Raw genomic sequence first — 18,926 nt, forward strand, 5'->3', positions numbered from 1 at the left:
GGCTGTGCGTTTAGTACATATAAACTTATTGCAGCCTGGCATGAAGCTGGGGAAACGTATTTATAGTGAAGAAGGCCTTGTATTACTTAGTGAGGATGTAGAGCTGAACAGTCGATTGATTGGACGCCTTAAGGATCTCGGGGTCGGTTATGTGTATATTAAAGATGCTGCGACAGAGGACATCATCGTTCCTGAAATGTTGCAGGAAGAGACCCGAAGGAAGGCACTGGTCGAGATCAAACAGCAATTTCAGAGTATGTCAGGATTGAAAACCAAAAATCGGATTCCTCATTTCGGTAAGGCGCTTAGTGGTGTGATGAATGCGATTCTGGAAGACATCGGCAGTCAAAAGGAAGCCATGATTATGCTGATGGACATGAACTCCAGCGATTTTGACCTGTATAACCATTCTCTGAATGTATGTGTGTACACGCTGGTTCTTGGTGTCGCTTCGGGTTACACACGCCAGCAGTTAATGGAGATTGGTCTGGGCGCTTTGTTGCATGATATCGGCAAAACACAGATTACACCAGAAATTTTGCATAAACCCTCCAGATTGAGTGATGAGGAATTCAAAATCATTCAGCAGCACACTACATATGGACACCGTATTCTCAAAGATGAACCAGGTATACCGCTTCTATCCGCGCATTGTGCATTGCAGCACCATGAACGAATTGATGGAAGTGGATATCCCTTTGGTTTGAAAGACAAGGAAATTCATGAATATGCCAAATGGATTGCGCTTGCTGATTCGTATGATGCCATGACAACGAATCGGGTGTACAAGCAAGCCTTGCTGCCGCATCAGGCAGTAGAGGTGTTGTATACAGGTTCAGGAACCCTCTATGAACAACGGATGCTGGAGAAGTTCAGGGATTGCGTCGCGATATACCCAGTAGGTATTTCAGTCAAGCTCAGTACGGGAGAGGTCGGGGTAGTTGCATCAATTCATTCACGTGTTCCTCAACGTCCACTTATCCGTGTTCTAAAAGATGCGGACGGCCAGACTTTATCTTCGCCTTATGAAATTAACTTGTCTACAGCACTGTCTGTGATGATCACAGGTGTAGAGGGTGTGGAAGATACACCATCAGTGGCTCAAAGTGAACAGGTGGAAAGCTGAACTACTAGAAAGTTGATTAGCGCTCATGTCGCAATATCCGGGCCGTTTCGTAATTCGGTCCAGAGTTGCCTGAGCGTTTTTTTGTCATGTAATGGACAGGGTCTACGTATGCCGAAGCATTCAAAATTGTGCTATGATAAAAGATAACTCCAAAAAGAGAAACACAAGGTATGATGTAAATAAAACTTTTTAGGTTAATAAAAGGAATAAGGTGAAGAACAATGACCATGCTAAACTCAGGATCGGTACAACCGATGCCTTTATCGCCAACGAATGATCCATGGGATCCGATCGGTTCTCTGCGTACATATGGACGCCATGTGCTGACCAGTGTAGAAATGACCGTGACACATCTGTGCAATATGAGGTGTGAGCATTGTGCCGTGGGAGATATGCTTACGATGCGTGAGGCGCCGGCTCTTCCGCTCCCTCTGATGCTGAAACGATTGGATGAAGTGGAGCATCTGCAGACGATTAGTCTGACGGGTGGCGAGCCAAGCTTTAGCCAGAAAACAGTGGATGAGATGATTATCCCGCTGCTCAAATATGCCAAGGAACGTGGAATTCGTTCCCAGATCAATTCGAATTTAACGCTGGATATCAGCCGGTATGAGCAAATTTTACCTTATCTGGACGTTATGCATATCTCATTCAACTATCTGAATGCTGACGATTTCCATCAAGTTGGATTTGCGAATAGTGGCAGACCTGTGAAACGTGAAGTAGCGGTGAAAATGTATGAGAAAATGATTGAAAATTCACGCAAACTGAGTGAAGCAGGCATGTTTATCTCTGCGGAATCGATGATTAATTTCCGTACGCACGACAAGTTGGATGGTATTCATCAATTGATTCGTGAGATGGGCTGTGTCCGTCATGAAGTGCATCCGATGTATAATTCGAACTTTGCTTCGTCACTGCCCGTGTTATCACTGGATCATATGAGAGCAGCGATTCATCGTTTGCTTGATGTGCGTGACAAAGATATGTGGATGTTATTCGGGACCCTGCCATTCTTCGCGTGCAGTGCAGCAGAGCAGGATCGGGAACTGATCAACCGTTTATACAGCGAACCAAATGTGACGGTACGTAACGATCCGGACGGACGTAACCGCGTTAACGTCAACATGTTCACGGGTAATGTGTATGTGACGGATTTTGCGGATATCCCGGCGTTTGGAAACATTCGTGATCGGAAACTGGATGATGTGTTCCATGAATGGTCAGCTGAACATCCGTTGAATCAAACGGTCAATTGCCATTGCGATATTGCATCCTGTTGCGGACCAAACCTGCTAGTGGCAGATATGTATTACAAGGGTGTGGATTTCAAATCGAGAAAGGCAATCACACGTTGATATTCCAGGTGTATTCCTGAAATAGATAGAAAAGGGGAGTTTCAACTTGGATATTCATACTGAATTTCATCTTGGACAGCTGGTATTTAATCTGGTCTGTGTCTTTTTGCTCGTATTTTTGAATGGCGTATTTGTTGCAGCGGAATTTTCCCTTGTGAAAGTAAGGCAGACACGCTTAACTCAATTGCAGAGTGAAGGAAACCGTTTGGCTGGTTATGCACTGAAGGTGAATAGTAAACTGGATTCCTATCTATCGGCAACTCAGTTCGGGATTACATTAACATCACTTGGACTCGGGTGGCTGGGAGAACCAGCCATCTCTGAATTGCTCGTTGAGCCTCTCATGTTTAAGCTCGGTGTAGGAGATACAGGGCTTATTTCGACCGTGTCGGTCATTATCGGTTTCTGTATCATTACGTTTCTGCATATTGTGCTCGGTGAGCTTGCGCCTAAATCGTTGGCAATTCAAAAAACAGACGGAGTGGCATTGTTCTTATCTGCACCCTTGCTGTTGTTCTACAAAATCTTCTTCCCGTTCATCTGGGTACTGAATGTATCGGCCAATGCATTGCTGCGTTTGGCAGGTATCGAACCTGCCAGTGAAGGAGAAGCTCACTCGGAAGATGAACTTCGAATTCTGATGAAGCAGAGTGCCAAAAGTGGTGTCATCGATAAAGATGAGATCAAACTGATGGACAACATCTTTGATTTCTCCGATATGCTGGCACGTGAAGTGATGCTGCCACGTACAGACATGGATTGTCTGTACACGCATATGTCTTTGGAAGAGAATCTGGAGATCATTAATGCAACCAAACATTCCCGGTATCCTGTTGCAGTAGAAGACAAGGATGAGATCATCGGATTCATACACATCACTGATCTGTTGCTGGCTAAACCGGAGCAACAACATGATCTGGCTTCACTTGTTCGTCCAATCTTAAACGTTCCTGAATCTATGGAAATCAGCCATGTGCTGCGTATGATGCAGAAGAAACATTCTCAGATGACGCTGGTTGTGGATGAATATGGCGGCACAGCTGGATTGCTGACTGCGGAAGAAATTCTGGAAGAGATCGTTGGAGATTTGTATGACGAATTTGAGGATGAGCGTCCACATATGGAACGCAGTGGTGATTCGTTTTCCATTGATGGTCGTTCGCTTATTGAAGAAGTTCATAAGTGGACCGGAGCCATCATTGAGGATGAAGAAGTGGATACCATTGGCGGATGGCTGTTTAAAGAGCTTGGAGGTAGTCCAGCCAAGGGCAAAACTCGGGAGCTGAATGGATACGTCTTTGAAGTGGAGGAGTCCACTCGTTTGCGAATTACCCGGGTTCGAGTGTACAAACAATCTGTTCCTCAAGACATGAATTCGGAAGAAAAACCAGTAGAATAGATTTTGTAGTAATCTGAAGATGAGTGAGATGAGCAAGTGTGAACATGTTACTCATTTACGAAATACAGACCTTTGGAAGTGCCGTAAGAGGTGCTTCCAAAGGTCTTTTTTGATTGAGAGTGAAGTTGGCATGAGAAATTCCTTTATGAAGTTTGGATAAATGGGGATTAACCTGTAGAACTGAAACATATACATGTAGAGACGGGAAGCAATGGTTTGAATGGTATGGGGAATGCACGTAAACATCGTTGAAGGAGGCGTTTCGAGTGAAGGATCCACAGCTTCGAGCCTATGCTCCTTTTGTGGGGCCGTTTGATCCTTGCAAACCGATGGAAATCCGCACGTATCTTGTTCCACCGCAGTTGTTTATACCGTTCCAGCCCATGGGTTGGCCGCAATACAGTCCGGCAGAAGCGTTAAGACTGGGAACATTATGGCCTGCATTATATAGCCCTTACACATCCAAGAAGTCAAAGGAGAGGAAGGTGGAGGCAAATGGAACCTGAAGCACCGAAAGCCTGTGATGCAAAATACTACGAGTTGCTGGAAGAACTTCAGGCGCTGGACTTCGTGTTAGTGGAACTGAATCTGTACCTGGATACCCATCCAGGTGACTTCCAAAGCATTGAGCAGTACAACAAGTTCAGCCAGGAGCGAATGCGGGTAGCTCATGAGTTTCAACAGCTGTATGGACCGCTGATGAATTTTGGTCACGCCTTCTCGAAATATCCGTGGGAGTGGTCCCAGACACCATGGCCTTGGCAGGTATAAACGTTAAAGGAGGAGTCTTGCAATGTGGGTATACGAGAAAAAGCTACAATATCCCGTTCGAGTGAGTAAATGTGACCCTCATATGGCCAAATTACTGATGGAGCAGTATGGTGGAGCAGACGGGGAATTGGCAGCTGCCCTGCGGTATCTGAACCAGCGTTATACGATTCCAGACAAAATTATCGGCCTGTTAAACGACATTGGAACAGAAGAATTTGCCCACCTCGAGATGATTGCAACCATGATCTATAAGCTGACTAAAGATGCTACAGTTGAACAGCTGGAGCAAGCCGGGCTGGCTGCTCACTACGTTAATCATGATAAGGCCCTTTTTTACAGCAATGCAGCAGGTGTACCGTTTACCGCTACGTATATTCAAGCCAAGGGTGATCCGATTGCGGATCTGTACGAAGACATTGCAGCGGAAGAGAAGGCCCGGGCTACATACCAATGGTTGATCGACATGACGGATGACGTGGATCTGCAGGACAGTCTGAAATTCCTGAGGGAACGGGAGATCGTGCATTCCTTGCGTTTCCGGGAGGCTGTAGAGATCCTGAAAGACGATCGCGAGACAAAGAAGATTTTCTGAACGTTTGGTATAGAAGCAGAAGTCTGGCAGTCCGATAGGGCTGCTTTTTGCTTTGAGTTAATTACTATGAGTTAGTTAATAAAGCCAGAAGCAGTATACGTGGTGGAGTGAGGATTCCGTTCAAATAAAAAGACGATCCTTTTTGAATTAAAATAAAAGGGATCGTCCTAGTTATTATTCTGCTGAATAAAGATATGATGGCGAAAAAGGCTAGCCTAGTATTCTACCACCATGGCTACATTTTGCCACCCGGCTCCAACCGTCCAGAACAACACTTTGTCACCACGCTGAATCTGACCGCTTGTAACCGCCCGATGCAATGCAATGAATGGACTGCTGGTTGAGGTATATCCGAATTCATCGCCAATGTAGACGGCAATATCATCAGCAATGCCGACATTCTCGGATACAGCCCGAATATTACTAATGGATAGTTGAGAGAAGCAGGCGGCTTTGATCTCGTCTGGTGTAATCTCGTTGCGTGTTAACAGGGTACGGATGGACTCAGAAGCGGCATCCACGCAGATGGAATCATCGAATGGTATGAATTTCACATGAAAAGCACCCGCATCTACACCCGTTTTGCCCAGTTTAGCCAGGCCTTCTGCAGGAAATAGCGAATTACCATACACACACGTATCCGTCTGATAGATTGAATCAATGAAACCGACAGCTTGTTCATCCCGCTCCACAATAACCGCCGCTGCTGCATCACCGAAATTGGCGAAGTATACGGGATCGTCCGGGCTGGCGTGAGGAGCCACGTAATCCGAGCCGATGATTAAGGCACGACGAATGCGAGGATTGCCCAGCATCTGCCGGCTAACCTGTTCGAAAGCTGCTGTCATGCCTGCGCAGTTGGCGTTGCTGTCAATGCAGATCGTATGAGAGGCTCCGTTAATCAGGCGATGGATCATCAAGGAATTCGTAGGAAAGATGTATTCTGGCGTTTGGCTTGCATAAGCAATCAGATCAATATCTGCACCGGTGAGTCCGGTTTTTTCCAGTAGGTTACTGGCTGCCTCAAAGGCCATGCTTAGTGAGTTTTCGTCATCGTTGTCAATTTTATAACGTGTATCACGACCAAGTGCCTTTAACAATCCTCGAATATCTACACCTCTTGCGTCAAAATGTTCAATATAAAAGTCATTGTGCACCTTGGTTGCTGGATGATAGATATCGATATCTACAATACGAATTCCGGCCATCTTCATTCTCCTCTTGAGCGGAAGGGTGAATTCTCAGCTTGTCCGCCTGGTTTATTAAGTGGTAACGGTAGAGATGATTTCGAGATTGTCCAGACCGACTGACCGGCCGAGCCGGGACAACTGCATTTTTAGAATCGCGTTGTTCTCGAGGGTCAATACGATTTTTTTATATTCATCTTTTTTGAACATTTGAAGGCATCCTTCCAGAAGAGGCACAATCTCCGGAGCCGTAACATTCAACTTTTTGCAATCAATGTTCAGGTTATACTCCTTGGTATTAATAGGAGCGATCGTATCCTGATAGGCCGAGATGGAACGCAAACCGTCTTCTTGAGAGAAAGAACCCTCCAGTTCAATGTTTAACACCTTGTTCGAAACGTCAGTCTTCAGAATGAAATTTCCCATGCTTGATCTCTCTCCTTTAAATGAGTTAAGGCTATCCTGTTAGTGGATACACAGCCCATTGGGCCTCTGCCGAAAGCTTCTAAGATGCGAGCTGGTTCGAAGGATAATTTAACCATATTATAAAGGTAGGAATGTAAAAAGATCAATAAAAAAGTCGAATCATGTATAAAAATGTAGAAAAGTGAATTACTGTATTTCGTCTAGAGTGGCAAGCAAAATATTAAATGCACTAATAATGCGTGGAGCACCCACACATGGTGCCAGATGTAGCAATATTCCCTTGAGCTGATCCACCGTCACTCCCACGCTTAGAGCCATCGTGTAATGCACGCCTAGTTGTTCATACTGTCCTTGGGTGATCAACGAAGATATGATAGCAACTTCCTTCCATTGATCCGAAATGGTGGTGCGCTGAAAAATATCCCCATATGCTGTCCCCATAATAAATTCAGATAATTCGGGAAAATGCTCCTTGATTGGTGCAAGGGCTCTTGCGCCGTACTCACCAGAAAGTTTAGCAAAACGGTCCAGGCCCTGAGCTACATGTTCGCTCATGATATGCTCCTCCTAATTCAAAGTTACGGTGCGGTGAGCCGTAGGTGGAATTTCATCTCGATCAGTCAGAAGCTCAATGACAGTCACCTGATTCAACGTTTGGGCTGTGCTCAGCGCAGATGAGAATTCTTCATGTGTCTCTGCCCGGAAAGCGACAGCTCCCAGAGATTCGGCGAATTTGGCTGCATCCATGGGAACCTCAAATAAGGTGCCATCGATCCTGCCTGTTGTTTTTTCCATTCCTTTGAGAGCCATATCCAGTTGTTTATTATTGACGACAATGAAGATCACGGCAAGATTGTTGCATACTGCGGTATTAATCTCAGTCCCCAGCATCATGAAACATCCGTCCCCGGTGATGCATACGATAGTTTCCTCAGGAGAAGCAGCTTTGGCACCAATGGCCATACCAATGGCATTACCCATACATGCAAAGTATGCGTCAAATACAAAACTGCCTGGTTTCTTGACTTTATATCGCTGTACCGCATGAAATCCATGGCTGCCATCATCAACAAACAACTTATGATCGTACGGAAGCAGATCACTCATCCCTTCCAGCACAGAAGCCAGAGACAGGTGGGGCAGATCTGGTAAAGGGACAGTGTAATCGATGGGTGCCGTGGTTCTCACAGGAGTAGGGAGGTCTTCTAATGTGCCCAGCAAATATTGCATGTTGTCCTTCAAATCACCGGTGATATGTAAGGTTTGAGCACTCAGAATCTTACCCACAAATGTAGGATCAGTATCAAATTGAATGAGGTGTGCCGGGTGGTTCTCAGGTTTCAGATTGCATAGGGTCATATCACTCAGACGTGAACCGAGTACAATATAAAGGTCACTTTGGTTCAACATGTCGTCTGCATGTGGGAAACCTCCAACACCACAAGGTCCATGGTACAGGGGATGGTCCCACGCAATCGCTCCTTTTCCACCAGGCGTAGTAATGACAGGAATGTTGAACGATTCGGCCAATTGAAGCAATTCATCATGGGCTCTGGCACGACTTACACCTTTACCAGCAATAATTAAAGGGCGGTTGGATTGTTGAATGAGAGGGAAAATACGATTCAGGTTAGATATACTAAAAAGAGGTTCCGGTTCGGGAATGATAATCCGGCATTCCGATAACAATTCAGTCTGTACGTCAAAAGGAAGACAGAGGTGAACAGGGCCTTTATTCGGACCAAGGGCAATGGATAAGGCATGATTCAGTAGGGTGCCGAAGTGATCTCCACGCTCAACGAGTTTACTGAATAATGTGGCAGGCCGGAACATCTCGGCTAGATCAGCCAGATAGGAAGAGGAATCCTGGCACTGAGGTAGCCCCAGTTCCTGGATGGATTGATGACCCGTAATAAATAGAACGGGCAGATTGTTGGCCTTTGCATGGGCTGCTGCAGTAAGCAGATTAGTTCCGCCTGGACCGGATGTGGCAAAGGCAACGCCGAGTTTACCCGTCTGTAATGCATAGCCGGATGCGGCAAAACCTGAGCTGGATTCATGACGGCCTGGAATGAACTCTAATCCGTAATCCACCATTTTCAGTACAGCAGGGCAGATGGATTTACCAATAATACCAAAGACATGAGTAACGCCTAGATTACGCAGAGTTTCTGCCAAATAGTCCGCAACTGTTCTCATGCGGGACACCTCGCTTCATGAAATAGGTTATTAGAACCATACGCATATTCCATTTGTTGAATGCAAGTTACTATCTAAGGTTGTAAGAGGAAATATTCATTGTTATTAGGAAGAGTATCTTTTTTTGTGGTTTTTTGTCAACCTGTATTTGTGAGTCTAAATTCCTGATTCTTAAGTTGGTAACGCTTTAAGTGATGCTGGATAAAGTGAAAACAATTGGTTATATATCCCTGGAACGAATTACCCGGTTGTTACGAAGTTACAAATAATGTAAAAATATGACTAACAATGATGAATTTCAGTCTCTAATAGCGACTTGAAAGCTAGGGATTTATCTTTTTTCGTATCAACGCATCGCATTCGCAATTCTTTGCTTTCTGCTATACTGGAAAGGAATTGGGAGGGGATGGAATGACAGTCATCAAGATGGCTCTGATTGGGCTGGGTAAAATGGGATTACATATGGTTCATCTCATCGAGAATACAAAGATGGACACGGAGATTGAGATTGTTGCGGTGTGTGATGCGAATGAGGAAAGTTTGGCGTCTTTTGCAGCTTCTCATCGGGGAGTTAGGACGTATACGGATTACAAGCAATTGATGAATGAACATCAGATTGATCTGTTGTATATTGCAGTTCCGCCGAAATTTCATTATCCGGTTGTCATGGAGGCGCTGGAGCGCAAAATTCATGTATTCTGCGAGAAACCGCTTGCCAATAGTATAGAAGAAGCCAAAAAGATGCTGGATGCAGCGCAAAAAGCGGGCGTTGTTCATGCCATCCACTTCTCGATGCCGCATGAACCTTCCGTGCTGAAGTTGCAAGAGATGATTGAGCAGGATACTGTGGGGGCCATTCGCAAAATAGATCTCATTTTGCAATTCCCGCAGTGGCCACGATCATGGCAACAGAATGCATGGATTACAAGCCGGGAGCAGGGTGGATTTATTCTTGAAGTGGGGATTCACTGGATTCATATGATTCAAAAGGTGTTTGGTGCCATCCGGGTAGTGAGCACCCAGGTTCAATATCCTGATAATGGAGACTGTGAACTAGAAGTGCAGGCTGCAATGGAACTGGAAGACGGAATCCGAATTCAGCTGAACGGCATCTCTCAATTTGCGGGGGAAGAACGTGTATCCATGGTGGTGTATGGCACAAAAGGCACGATTGCGCTGGAAAATTGGGAAGAATTGAAGACTGGCATGGTGGGGCAGCCACTTTCTCCTGTGGAAGTGCTTGAGTCCGCCAGTGAATTGCCGGTTCTTAAACATGTGATTGCACGTATACAAGGCAAACCAGCTAAGATATATGACTTTAACGATGGGTATCAGGCACAATTGATACTGGAAGCGTTACGGAACACGGAACAATCAGGATAAGAAAAGGAGTGTCAGGTTTTTTCATTTCGAAGTGCCTGCTGTACCTTTAAATGTATCAGCTCTCCGTAACACCAAGAAGCATCGCAGTGGCCCAGGTGTGCCTGTCTGCGATGCTTCTTTCCTGTGTTTTGGCGCAAAATAGAGCTACATAGACATTCTATCGTTATGTTGTATGTTGATTCAGGTCACGCCAGCTTGAATCGCTTAACCAGCTGATCAAGTGTATCCGACATTTCATTCAACTGCTTGGACGTGTCAGACATTTCCTGCAGGGAAGCAAGTTGCTCCTCCGTCATCGCAGATACTTCTTCCGTGGCTGATGCAGTATCTTCCACAACAGCCGATACTTCATTGATGGACTTCATCACAGCCTCACTACCGGAAGTTAACTCCTCGACAACAGCAGATACCTCCAAAACTTCACCGCTGAGGTTATGAATATGCTGAGTAATGGTTGAAAAAGCATTACCTGCATCCTCAATGGTCCGCAACCCTTCATTCACATGTAGAGTACTCTCATCAACCACCTGCACCGTACTCTGAACACCTGCTACCACGGTTTCCAATATACTTGTAATCTCTTTGGCTGATGTTGCACTTTGGTCTGCAAGATTACGAATTTCCGCAGCAACAACAGCGAAGCCGCGTCCATTTTCCCCAGCGCGGGCAGCTTCGATTCCGGCGTTAAGTGCAAGCAGATTGGTTTGTCTCGCAATACCTGACATTGAATCTGCAATGTTGATCACTTGATCAGACATCTTCGAAATTTCATTAATGGCTTCCTGTACAGAGAGGAAGGATTGCTCAATGGAACTCATTTTACCTACAGCATTATCAATGCGCTGTTGCCCATCCACGGCAATGGATTCGGTACGAACTGCACGGCCTGCCACGTCACTTGCCGAGGAGGCGACACGATTAAGGCCGTGGAGGGATTGCTGCATCGCAGCTACCATGGTTTGCGTAAGAGCAACCTGTTCATCAGCGCCTTCAGCTACACGTTCCATGGCAGTGGCAACTTCTTTTCCTGCAAGATGGCTATCGGCAACCCCTTTATCCAATCGATCCGAAGCTTTACTCAGAATCATGGCATTGCTCTGAACGTCCAGCATCATTTGCTGCAAACCAGTGAGCATTGTATTGGCTGCCTCCGCGAGTTCACGAGTTTCGTCTTTCATTGGCGTAGCGATTCTCAGTGTCAGGTCACCATTGGAAGAACCGATGTCATTTAATGCCTGCTTCACGGTACGGATGTTTCTAACAATGGCACGTGACAGGACCAATGCAGTGATGAACGAGATAATGGCCACAACGATAAGTGCCCCATACAGTTCCAGGTTCAGTAGTGTGTTTTTTTGCTTCAGTGCTTCTGTACGGTTATCGGTTAACGTATGCTCGTTGGTTCGAAACGTATCGAGAGCAGTCCGAATCTGGTCCATGTCTCTTTTACCTGGATCATCTGCGAAAAAATCTCGAATGGCCTGTGTATTATTTGCTTGGCGAAGGGCGACCACAGGTTCACCAGCGACCTGAACCCAGTTCTCCATATTAGTATGTATGTCTTCCAAAAGTGCAAGTTGAGCCGGATTATCCGAAATTAAAGCAGCAAGTTCATCTTTGAGTGTAATAAGTTGCGCTTTTCCTTGGGTGTAGGGATCGAGATAATTGTCCTGACCCGTGATGATGTAACCGCGTTGACCTGTTTCCATATCTACCATGTTTCTTTCGAGTTCATAGGTGAGGGCGTGTACCCTCATATCGTGATCGACCAGAAAATCCAGTTCCCGTTGGAGCTGACTTGTGCTGTTCTGAATCAGCAGGATGCAACCAGCCAGTACAGCCAGTACGAGTAAATATCCTAATCCGATCTTATAAAAAATCTTAAAGGTCTTTCGCTTTTTCATGTTTGTTATTCCTCTCTATGGGGTATATGTAGTTGTCGAAAAAACCGGAAATATGACAATTGTAGGTCTTTAGATTAGGTGTCTAAAGAACTATTTTTTAGTATTATACGTAAAGAAACTTCTTTTGTATATAGTTCGTTTAACTATAATATAACGTTTGATTTATGTTGTATAAGGTTGGGGTTGATGATGTTTTACAATCGTTGGTTTACACGTTCAAACGTTATGTTTATCATGGGAAGGGAACGATTCCAATTACATATACAATATCCCAATCCGAAAGGAACATTGGACATGAATAAAGAGAAGGTATTGCTCAAACCGGAAGCGATGATTTTTGACATGGATGGTACGCTGTTCCAGACAGAGACCCTGTTGTTGCCAGCTTACCAGCAACTATTTGATACATTGCGTGCCGAAGGGCATTTTGAAGGAGAAACTCCACCCGAGGAACGGATGCTGGGAAGTTTGGGCATGTTGCTCGAGGATATATGGAAAGTGGTTATGCCTGAGGCATCGGAAGTGGCACATCGCCGTGCAGACGAACTGTTGCTTCAACTGGAGATTGAGGGGCTTGATCAAGGAAGTTCCCAATTGTATCCTGGGGTGAAAGAAACACTGCAAGCATTAAAACAACAAGGAGTGCGTCTTTTTGTCGCAAGTAACGGGCTGGAGGACTATGTGAAGGGTGTGGCGTTTGCACACGAGATTATGCCTTTCTTTGAAGGGGTATACAGTGCAGGCCAGTACAAGACTCCTTCCAAGATTAATCTGGTGCAGATCCTGCTTGAGAAACATCGTATTCAGGACGCATGGATGGTAGGGGATCGCTCTTCTGATGTGGAAGCTGGTAAAATGAACGGTCAGGCGGTCATCGGCTGTGCTTATGCCGGGTTTGGCCGTGATGAGGAGCTTGCGGGCTCAGATGTGCTCATCTCTGATTTTACAGAACTGCTGCGTCTGTATGATGAAGCAGAGTAGCCTATACGCTACATACGTATACTGAGATTTAAGATTACGAACCGCATGATATGAACCTGTAGACTCAACGGAAATTCGTTGAATACAGGTTTTTTTGTATGGTCATGCAGTCACATTCTCCCCTGTAAAAAGTTGATTTCCCTATCCCGCCTACCTCCATATTCCCTCTATACTTCATTCAAAAGCTATAGGGGGTCCGATTCTGGTGAAACCATCCAAAATACATGCCTATATGTTCATCTTTCCAAGTCTTTTTTTAACCCTTGTATTTGGGATCTATCCGCTGTTATGGGCGCTGCGTTACATGTTCTATGATTATCAAGGCATCGGGACGCCTGTCTTTATCGGGCTTGATAATTTTGGACGCATTTTGCGTGACGGGCAATTCTGGGATTCTGTAGGCAACACGGGTGTGTACGCCCTGGGCAAACTCGTTGTTACAATTCCACTGTCGTTAACTCTGGCGATTATTCTGAATCGCAAATGGAGAGGGCGATCCCTCTTTAGGGCGATCTATTATCTCCCCACTATTTTTAGTGCTTCGGTCATGGCGATTGTATTCTTTATTATTTTCAACTCTTATAACGGAATATTGAACCAATTGCTGCTCAAGTATCATGTGATCTCCGAATCCATTAGCTGGCTGGGGGCTGAACATGCCATGCTAACAACCATCATCATCGCCATCTGGGGGGCTGTGGGCAACTATATGTTGTTGTTCATTGCGGGTCTTCAGAGCATTCCCGAAGAGCTTTATGAGGCGGCATCGCTGGATGGAGCGAGTGAGTTTCAGAAACTGCGGAATGTAACAATTCCATTGCTGGGTCCAGTCTTGCAGATGATCATCATGCTGGCAATTACCACGGCGCTGAAAGGTTACGAGAGTATTATGGTGCTTACCGAAGGAGGGCCGTATGGCAAAACAGAGGTGATGTATCTGTATTTGTTTAAACTGTTGTTTCCCGTGTCGGCTGACACCCAATCACTCCAGCAGCTCGGTTATGGCAGTGCGGTTGGTTTCACAACGGCTCTCATCGTAGGGGCTGTGACGCTCATTTATTTCCGTATATCCAAAAAGCTCAATGATGTCTATTAAAATGAAAAACAGACTTTTTGAACACGTATAAATTAATCAGGAGGAAACGATGATGACTCAAAATGTGCTTGCGCCCTCAGGGTCTCCCCAACTCATTCGCTGGACCAAACGAACGGTACTTTGGCTGTTTTTGATCGCAATTGCTCTGCTGTCGTTGTTCCCCATCATACTTGTATTGCTCGGTTCCTTCAAAACAAACCAGGAATTGACCGGAGGGGCTACCATCTGGCCGAAGATTTGGCAGTTCTCCAACTATGCTCAGGCTTGGAAAACCGCCAATTTTTCGGGTTTTACGATGAACAGCGTGTTTGTTAGCATCAGTACAACAGTTGGCACGTTGCTGGTAGCTTCGATGTCAGCCTACGCTGTGGATCGAGTGAATTTCAAAGGGAAAAAGGGGTACACCTTGCTCATGGCATCCACTCTGTTTATTTCCATAGGCGCGGTTGTGCTGCGTCCGCAATTTGACCTCATGGTTAAGCTGGGGCTGAATACCACGTTGTGGGGCGTTATTATTATACTGATCAGCGCACACGCTGCCACATACTTTATTCTCATTGGTTTCTTCAAGAGCATCCCGCGCGAACTGGATGAAGCGGCGATGATTGATGGCTGTAATTTCTTCACCACATACTGGCGAATTATTCTTCCGCTCCTGCGGCCCGGACTCGCCGTTGCAGGTCTGGGTGTATTCCAGAGTTCTTGGAATGAATATATTCTTCCTTTTGTGTTCACCATGAGCAATCCGGATTTGCAGACTTTGCCGGTTGGGCTGGCTAGTCTGCGATATGGCATCGGAGCTGCGGCTGAGGTCCAACTGATGATGGCCGGAGCCTGTCTGTCCATTTTGCCGCTGCTCATCGTTTATATTTTTGCCAACAAATCATTCATGCAGGTGACCTTGGGAGCTGTGAAAGGATAGGCGTGAGCACAATCATGGAAACGGTTTTACGGGTTATTCCACTGTGCTATACTCATTTTAATTCACAGCGGACGGGCCAAGCCGTGTTCAAGGAGCGAGCGCCGATGATATTCGACTTTTATAAAATGTCCCTGAAAAAAAGAATACAGCTGCTGTACATTTTTCTCGTTGTCCTGTGCATCAGTGTGACCGGGATATGCTCTTATCTCTTTGCTGCACGAAGCATTGAGCAGAATGCACTTGAACTGAAACAAAGCATTCTGAACAAATCAGTGCAGGTTATGGATGAACATCTAAGGCATATTGTTGTATCCTCTTTTTCTTTTATGCTCAATGAAGCATTCACCCAGGTCATGAAGGACGTGGGGAAAAATAACACATCTCATTATTATCAGAATCTCTCGCTGCTGCAAACATCGTTTGCTCAATTGAAGCTCGTAGAGCCACTGATTGATACCGCATATCTGACAACACCCATCGGTGATTTTTTCTCGACCAAAGATTTTCCGAATCGCAATAACCCGTTCGACAGGGAATACGGACGCTACGTGAAGCTGCAAGGCTGGAATACGATGTGGTTTGGTTCACATCAGAGTGAACTGTTCCAATCCCAAGGAAATGTGTTATCTCTGTTGCTCAAACCCATTGTGATCGATAATCATACCTATTCGAATGTATATATGGTCGTCAATATGAAGGAAGAGGCGATGCGAGACATTCTGACGCAGGATCTCATGAATAACCAGATTCAACTGTTTTTGCTGCACAAAAACGGAAATGAAGTCATTCGACCCAGGTCCCGAAATTACGATTTCATTATGGAGCCGGACTTTACCCAACAGTTTAGCCGTGGCGATGCTGGAGATTTTACCTATAGGAACGATCAGGGGGAGGACATGCTTGTTAACTATTCGGCATTGTCGATGAACGAGGATTGGGTCATGGTAAGTGTACAGTCCAAGGCTGACTTGTTGTCCCCCCTCCAAAAGATACGCTGGCTGATCATCCTGATCATGTTGTTTTGCATTTTGCTCGCACTTGGGTTGTCCAGGCTACTGGCATCCGCTCTGCTGAAGCCACTGAACAAACTGCGACGCCTGATGGTTGAGGTGGAGTCCAATGATCTGGATGTACGGTTTCGCAGCAAGTATGACGATGAAGTCAGCGCTGTAGGGCATCGTTTCAATCGGATGTTGGACCAGATTCAGGTTCTGTTTGAAGAAGTACGGACAACAGAGCAAGACAAACGGCGGTTTGAAGTCAAGGCGCTTCAGGCGCAGGTTGATCCTCATTTCCTCTACAATACGCTGAATACAATGTTCTGGAAAAGTGAGAGCGGAGAGAAGAAGGATGTAAGTGAGATGATCGTCTCCTTATCCTTGTTATTCCGTCTGGGACTGAATGATGGGAAAGACATCACCAGTGTGGGGCAGGAGATCAAACATGTCGAACAATACATGCAGCTTCAGCAAAAATGTTATGAGGATCTGTTCGTTTATCGAATTGAGGTGGGGGACCCCTCTTGTTACGCTGTTGATATTTTAAAAATATTGCTTCAGCCCTTGGTCGAGAATTCCATCCTGCATGGATTCAATGACAAAGAAGATATGGGCGTTATCCTGATCCGCATTGATCGTCAGGGTAACACACTACGGCTGGAGGTGGCTGACAATGGATGTGGGATGGATGTAGCCAGCATCTCTGCTGAGGATGCTCCTGACGGGGGACGCAAAGGTTATGCCCTATCCAATCTCCATGGCAGACTAAGCCTGCACTACGGGGATGTGGCCTCGATTGTGTTTCATAGCAGTACAGATGTAGGGACAACAGTTGTTATCACGATTCCGATCACCTGAGGAGGGGCAGTATGGGCCAATTGACGATGTGTGTTATGGATGATATCCAGGCAGTTGTAAAAGGCATATCCTCAACTATTCCGTGGGAAGATCATCAGGTTCGGATTGTAGGCACGGCGGGCAATGGAGAGCTCGGTTGGTCCTTGTTGCTGGAGCAGCAACCCGACATCGTGATTAGTGATATCAGGATGCCCAAGCTGAGCGGACTGGACCTCATGAAGCGGGCATTGGATGCCGGACTGCGAGCCAAATTTATTTTCATCAGTGGTTATTCGGATTTCCAATATGCACAGGAAGCCATCAAGCTGGGGGCATCCGACTATTTGCTCAAACCGTTTACCCCTGAAGAAATACTCGGTGCGGTGTTGAAGGTAAGACAGGTGATTAAGGAAGAGCAGGCACAGTGCAAACAGTTGGAACAGTTGGAGCAGAAGGTGGAGAGCAGCAGCCAGTACGAGCGTCACAGCTATCTCCTGGGTTTGTTGCGTCATGAAATCGGGGGCTTCCTGAATGAAAGTCGCTGGAACGAGCTGCATATTGATCTCGATTCCTCCAATCTTCTCGTGATGGTCATTGAGGTGGATGGTTATACGCGATATGGATACACGATGCATCTGGATGCCGAAATCGTTCCTTTTGCGGTCCAAAATATTGTGGGAGAAACCTTGAACCGCTATACCAAGGGCGTTGTTTTACGGGAAAACCGATACCGGCTTGCCGCCATATTTAACACACCAAGTCAGATCGATGTCTCCGAGCTCCTGGAGCAATGCCGCCAAAATGTGGAGCGATTCAGCAAAAAAACAGTCTCGATTGGTGTGGGTACGATTGCCCACAGACCACAGGAAATCTGGACGTCCTACGCACATGCAGATCAGGCGATATCCTATCGTTTTTACAGTGAAGGAAATTGCATCCTCAAGTATGCTGAACTGGAGAATCAGGCCTGTGTGGCCCCGGTATATCCTTTGGAGAAGGAAAAAGAGCTTTTTTACGCACTGAAATGTGGTAATGAGAGCACTTGTCACCGGATCATTGATGAAATTCTCGAAGAATGGCAGGTTTCCGAAGGTTTTCCCGAGCCGCTCACGATGATTCGTTTGTTGTCTGGACTGGCCTTTGCCATCTACCGTGCCTTTTGTGATGAGATTACAGCAGAGGAACGCTTGCGTCTGGAGGCCGACCTGACAGTGCTTGAGGCGATGCGCTCCTTGACATTTGAGGGCTGGAGGGGATATATCAAGCATTTTAGCAGTATGGGATGCGAGATTATGGACAAAAAGCGACTCACCGATGTCAAACAGGCGATTAGCAAAGCACAGGAATATATCAGTCTGAATCTTGCAGAAAATCTGACGCTGCATGCCTGTGCCCAATCCGTGCATTTAAGTCCGAGTTATTTTGCCAATGCCTTCAAAAAGGAAACGGGCATAACGCCGATTCAATATATTACTAAGATGAGGATGGAAAAAGCAAAAGAGTTGCTGGTTGCAGGTGTACAGGTGCAAGAGATCTGCCAGAGGCTGGGTTATGAGGACAGGCCTTATTTCAGCGGTTTGTTCAAGAAATATTGCGGCATGACGCCAACCTGCTTCCGGCAAATGTATGAGAATTGAACCCGATACGGATCGTCATTTTTCCCACCATGCAAAGTCAGAATGTCCCTCACTTGCATGAAAGCTTAGCGATTATCATTACGTTAACGGATAACCAAACGGGTTGTCCA

Annotated in this window: 17 protein-coding genes; 12 read left to right on the forward strand and 5 right to left on the reverse strand. The window is 45.9% G+C overall.

Translation table 11 applies throughout. From position 1 onward, the window contains the following. Positions 1–4: 4 nt before the first annotated feature. The 6 genes from ACE04G_RS14570 to ACE04G_RS14595 all read left to right on the forward strand — a co-directional run bounded on the left by ACE04G_RS14570 (position 5) and on the right by ACE04G_RS14595 (position 5,246). Positions 5–1,126 (forward strand): HD-GYP domain-containing protein, encoded by a 1,122-nt coding sequence (locus ACE04G_RS14570; RefSeq protein ID WP_405131844.1) that lies wholly within the window; start codon positions 5–7, stop codon positions 1,124–1,126. Positions 1,127–1,347: 221 nt separating this feature from the next. Beyond that, entirely contained in the window at positions 1,348–2,484 is a 1,137-nt protein-coding gene (gene yfkAB, locus ACE04G_RS14575; RefSeq protein ID WP_339183614.1) for a radical SAM/CxCxxxxC motif protein YfkAB, read from the forward strand. A 46-nt stretch (positions 2,485–2,530) separates the two neighbouring features. Beyond that, on the forward strand, positions 2,531–3,883 hold the full coding sequence (locus ACE04G_RS14580; RefSeq protein ID WP_449004118.1) for a hemolysin family protein: 1,353 nt from the start codon (positions 2,531–2,533) through the stop codon (positions 3,881–3,883). Between the two features lie 266 nt (positions 3,884–4,149). After that, positions 4,150–4,389: a spore coat associated protein CotJA gene (locus ACE04G_RS14585; RefSeq protein ID WP_449004117.1), complete on the forward strand. Its 240-nt coding sequence runs from the start codon at positions 4,150–4,152 to the stop codon at positions 4,387–4,389. Next, positions 4,379–4,654: a spore coat protein CotJB gene (locus ACE04G_RS14590; RefSeq protein WP_076209123.1), complete on the forward strand. Its 276-nt coding sequence runs from the start codon at positions 4,379–4,381 to the stop codon at positions 4,652–4,654. Before ACE04G_RS14585 ends, ACE04G_RS14590 begins: the two co-directional genes overlap by 11 nt. Before the next feature lie 22 nt (positions 4,655–4,676). Next, positions 4,677–5,246 (forward strand): manganese catalase family protein, encoded by a 570-nt coding sequence (locus tag ACE04G_RS14595; RefSeq protein ID WP_339183622.1) that lies wholly within the window; start codon positions 4,677–4,679, stop codon positions 5,244–5,246. A 215-nt stretch (positions 5,247–5,461) separates the two neighbouring features. Here ACE04G_RS14595 and ACE04G_RS14600 read toward each other — a convergent pair whose 3' ends face one another. From ACE04G_RS14600 to ACE04G_RS14615, 4 genes are all read right to left on the reverse strand, one after another. Beyond that, positions 5,462–6,454 (reverse strand): 3-oxoacyl-[acyl-carrier-protein] synthase III C-terminal domain-containing protein, encoded by a 993-nt coding sequence (locus ACE04G_RS14600; protein ID WP_449004116.1) that lies wholly within the window; start codon positions 6,452–6,454, stop codon positions 5,462–5,464. Between the two features lie 54 nt (positions 6,455–6,508). Next, the gene (locus ACE04G_RS14605; RefSeq protein ID WP_339307671.1) at positions 6,509–6,859 is read right to left on the reverse strand and encodes a hypothetical protein; all 351 of its coding nucleotides are present in this window, start codon (positions 6,857–6,859) and stop codon (positions 6,509–6,511) included. A gap of 186 nt (positions 6,860–7,045) precedes the next feature. Beyond that, positions 7,046–7,414, reverse strand: coding sequence for a carboxymuconolactone decarboxylase family protein (locus tag ACE04G_RS14610; RefSeq protein ID WP_339307673.1), 369 nt, complete (start codon positions 7,412–7,414; stop codon positions 7,046–7,048). A gap of 12 nt (positions 7,415–7,426) precedes the next feature. Further along, a complete protein-coding gene (locus ACE04G_RS14615; protein WP_449004115.1) occupies positions 7,427–9,058 on the reverse strand; it encodes a thiamine pyrophosphate-binding protein in 1,632 nt (543 codons plus the stop codon). A gap of 411 nt (positions 9,059–9,469) precedes the next feature. Here ACE04G_RS14615 and ACE04G_RS14620 point away from each other — a divergent pair, with 411 nt between their 5' ends. Then, positions 9,470–10,441 carry a Gfo/Idh/MocA family protein gene (locus ACE04G_RS14620; protein WP_339307677.1) on the forward strand — a complete coding sequence of 324 codons (972 nt, stop codon included), beginning with the start codon at positions 9,470–9,472 and terminating at the stop codon, positions 10,439–10,441. Between the two features lie 185 nt (positions 10,442–10,626). Here ACE04G_RS14620 and ACE04G_RS14625 read toward each other — a convergent pair whose 3' ends face one another. After that, on the reverse strand, positions 10,627–12,345 hold the full coding sequence (locus tag ACE04G_RS14625; RefSeq protein WP_449004114.1) for a methyl-accepting chemotaxis protein: 1,719 nt from the start codon (positions 12,343–12,345) through the stop codon (positions 10,627–10,629). A 294-nt stretch (positions 12,346–12,639) separates the two neighbouring features. Between ACE04G_RS14625 and ACE04G_RS14630 the strand changes: the two genes are divergently transcribed. The 5 genes from ACE04G_RS14630 to ACE04G_RS14650 all read left to right on the forward strand — a co-directional run bounded on the left by ACE04G_RS14630 (position 12,640) and on the right by ACE04G_RS14650 (position 18,816). After that, positions 12,640–13,326, forward strand: a complete 687-nt coding sequence (locus tag ACE04G_RS14630) for an HAD family hydrolase (protein WP_339307681.1) — start codon at positions 12,640–12,642, stop codon at positions 13,324–13,326. A 205-nt stretch (positions 13,327–13,531) separates the two neighbouring features. Then, positions 13,532–14,422, forward strand: a complete 891-nt coding sequence (locus ACE04G_RS14635) for a carbohydrate ABC transporter permease (RefSeq protein WP_076209116.1) — start codon at positions 13,532–13,534, stop codon at positions 14,420–14,422. Positions 14,423–14,474: 52 nt separating this feature from the next. After that, positions 14,475–15,344: a carbohydrate ABC transporter permease gene (locus ACE04G_RS14640; protein WP_339308654.1), complete on the forward strand. Its 870-nt coding sequence runs from the start codon at positions 14,475–14,477 to the stop codon at positions 15,342–15,344. Positions 15,345–15,358: 14 nt separating this feature from the next. After that, positions 15,359–17,200, forward strand: a complete 1,842-nt coding sequence (locus ACE04G_RS14645) for a sensor histidine kinase (RefSeq protein WP_449004113.1) — start codon at positions 15,359–15,361, stop codon at positions 17,198–17,200. A gap of 11 nt (positions 17,201–17,211) precedes the next feature. Next, entirely contained in the window at positions 17,212–18,816 is a 1,605-nt protein-coding gene (locus ACE04G_RS14650; protein ID WP_339307685.1) for a helix-turn-helix domain-containing protein, read from the forward strand. Positions 18,817–18,926 lie beyond the last annotated feature (110 nt).

The organism is Paenibacillus sp. AGC31, from assembly GCF_057334655.1.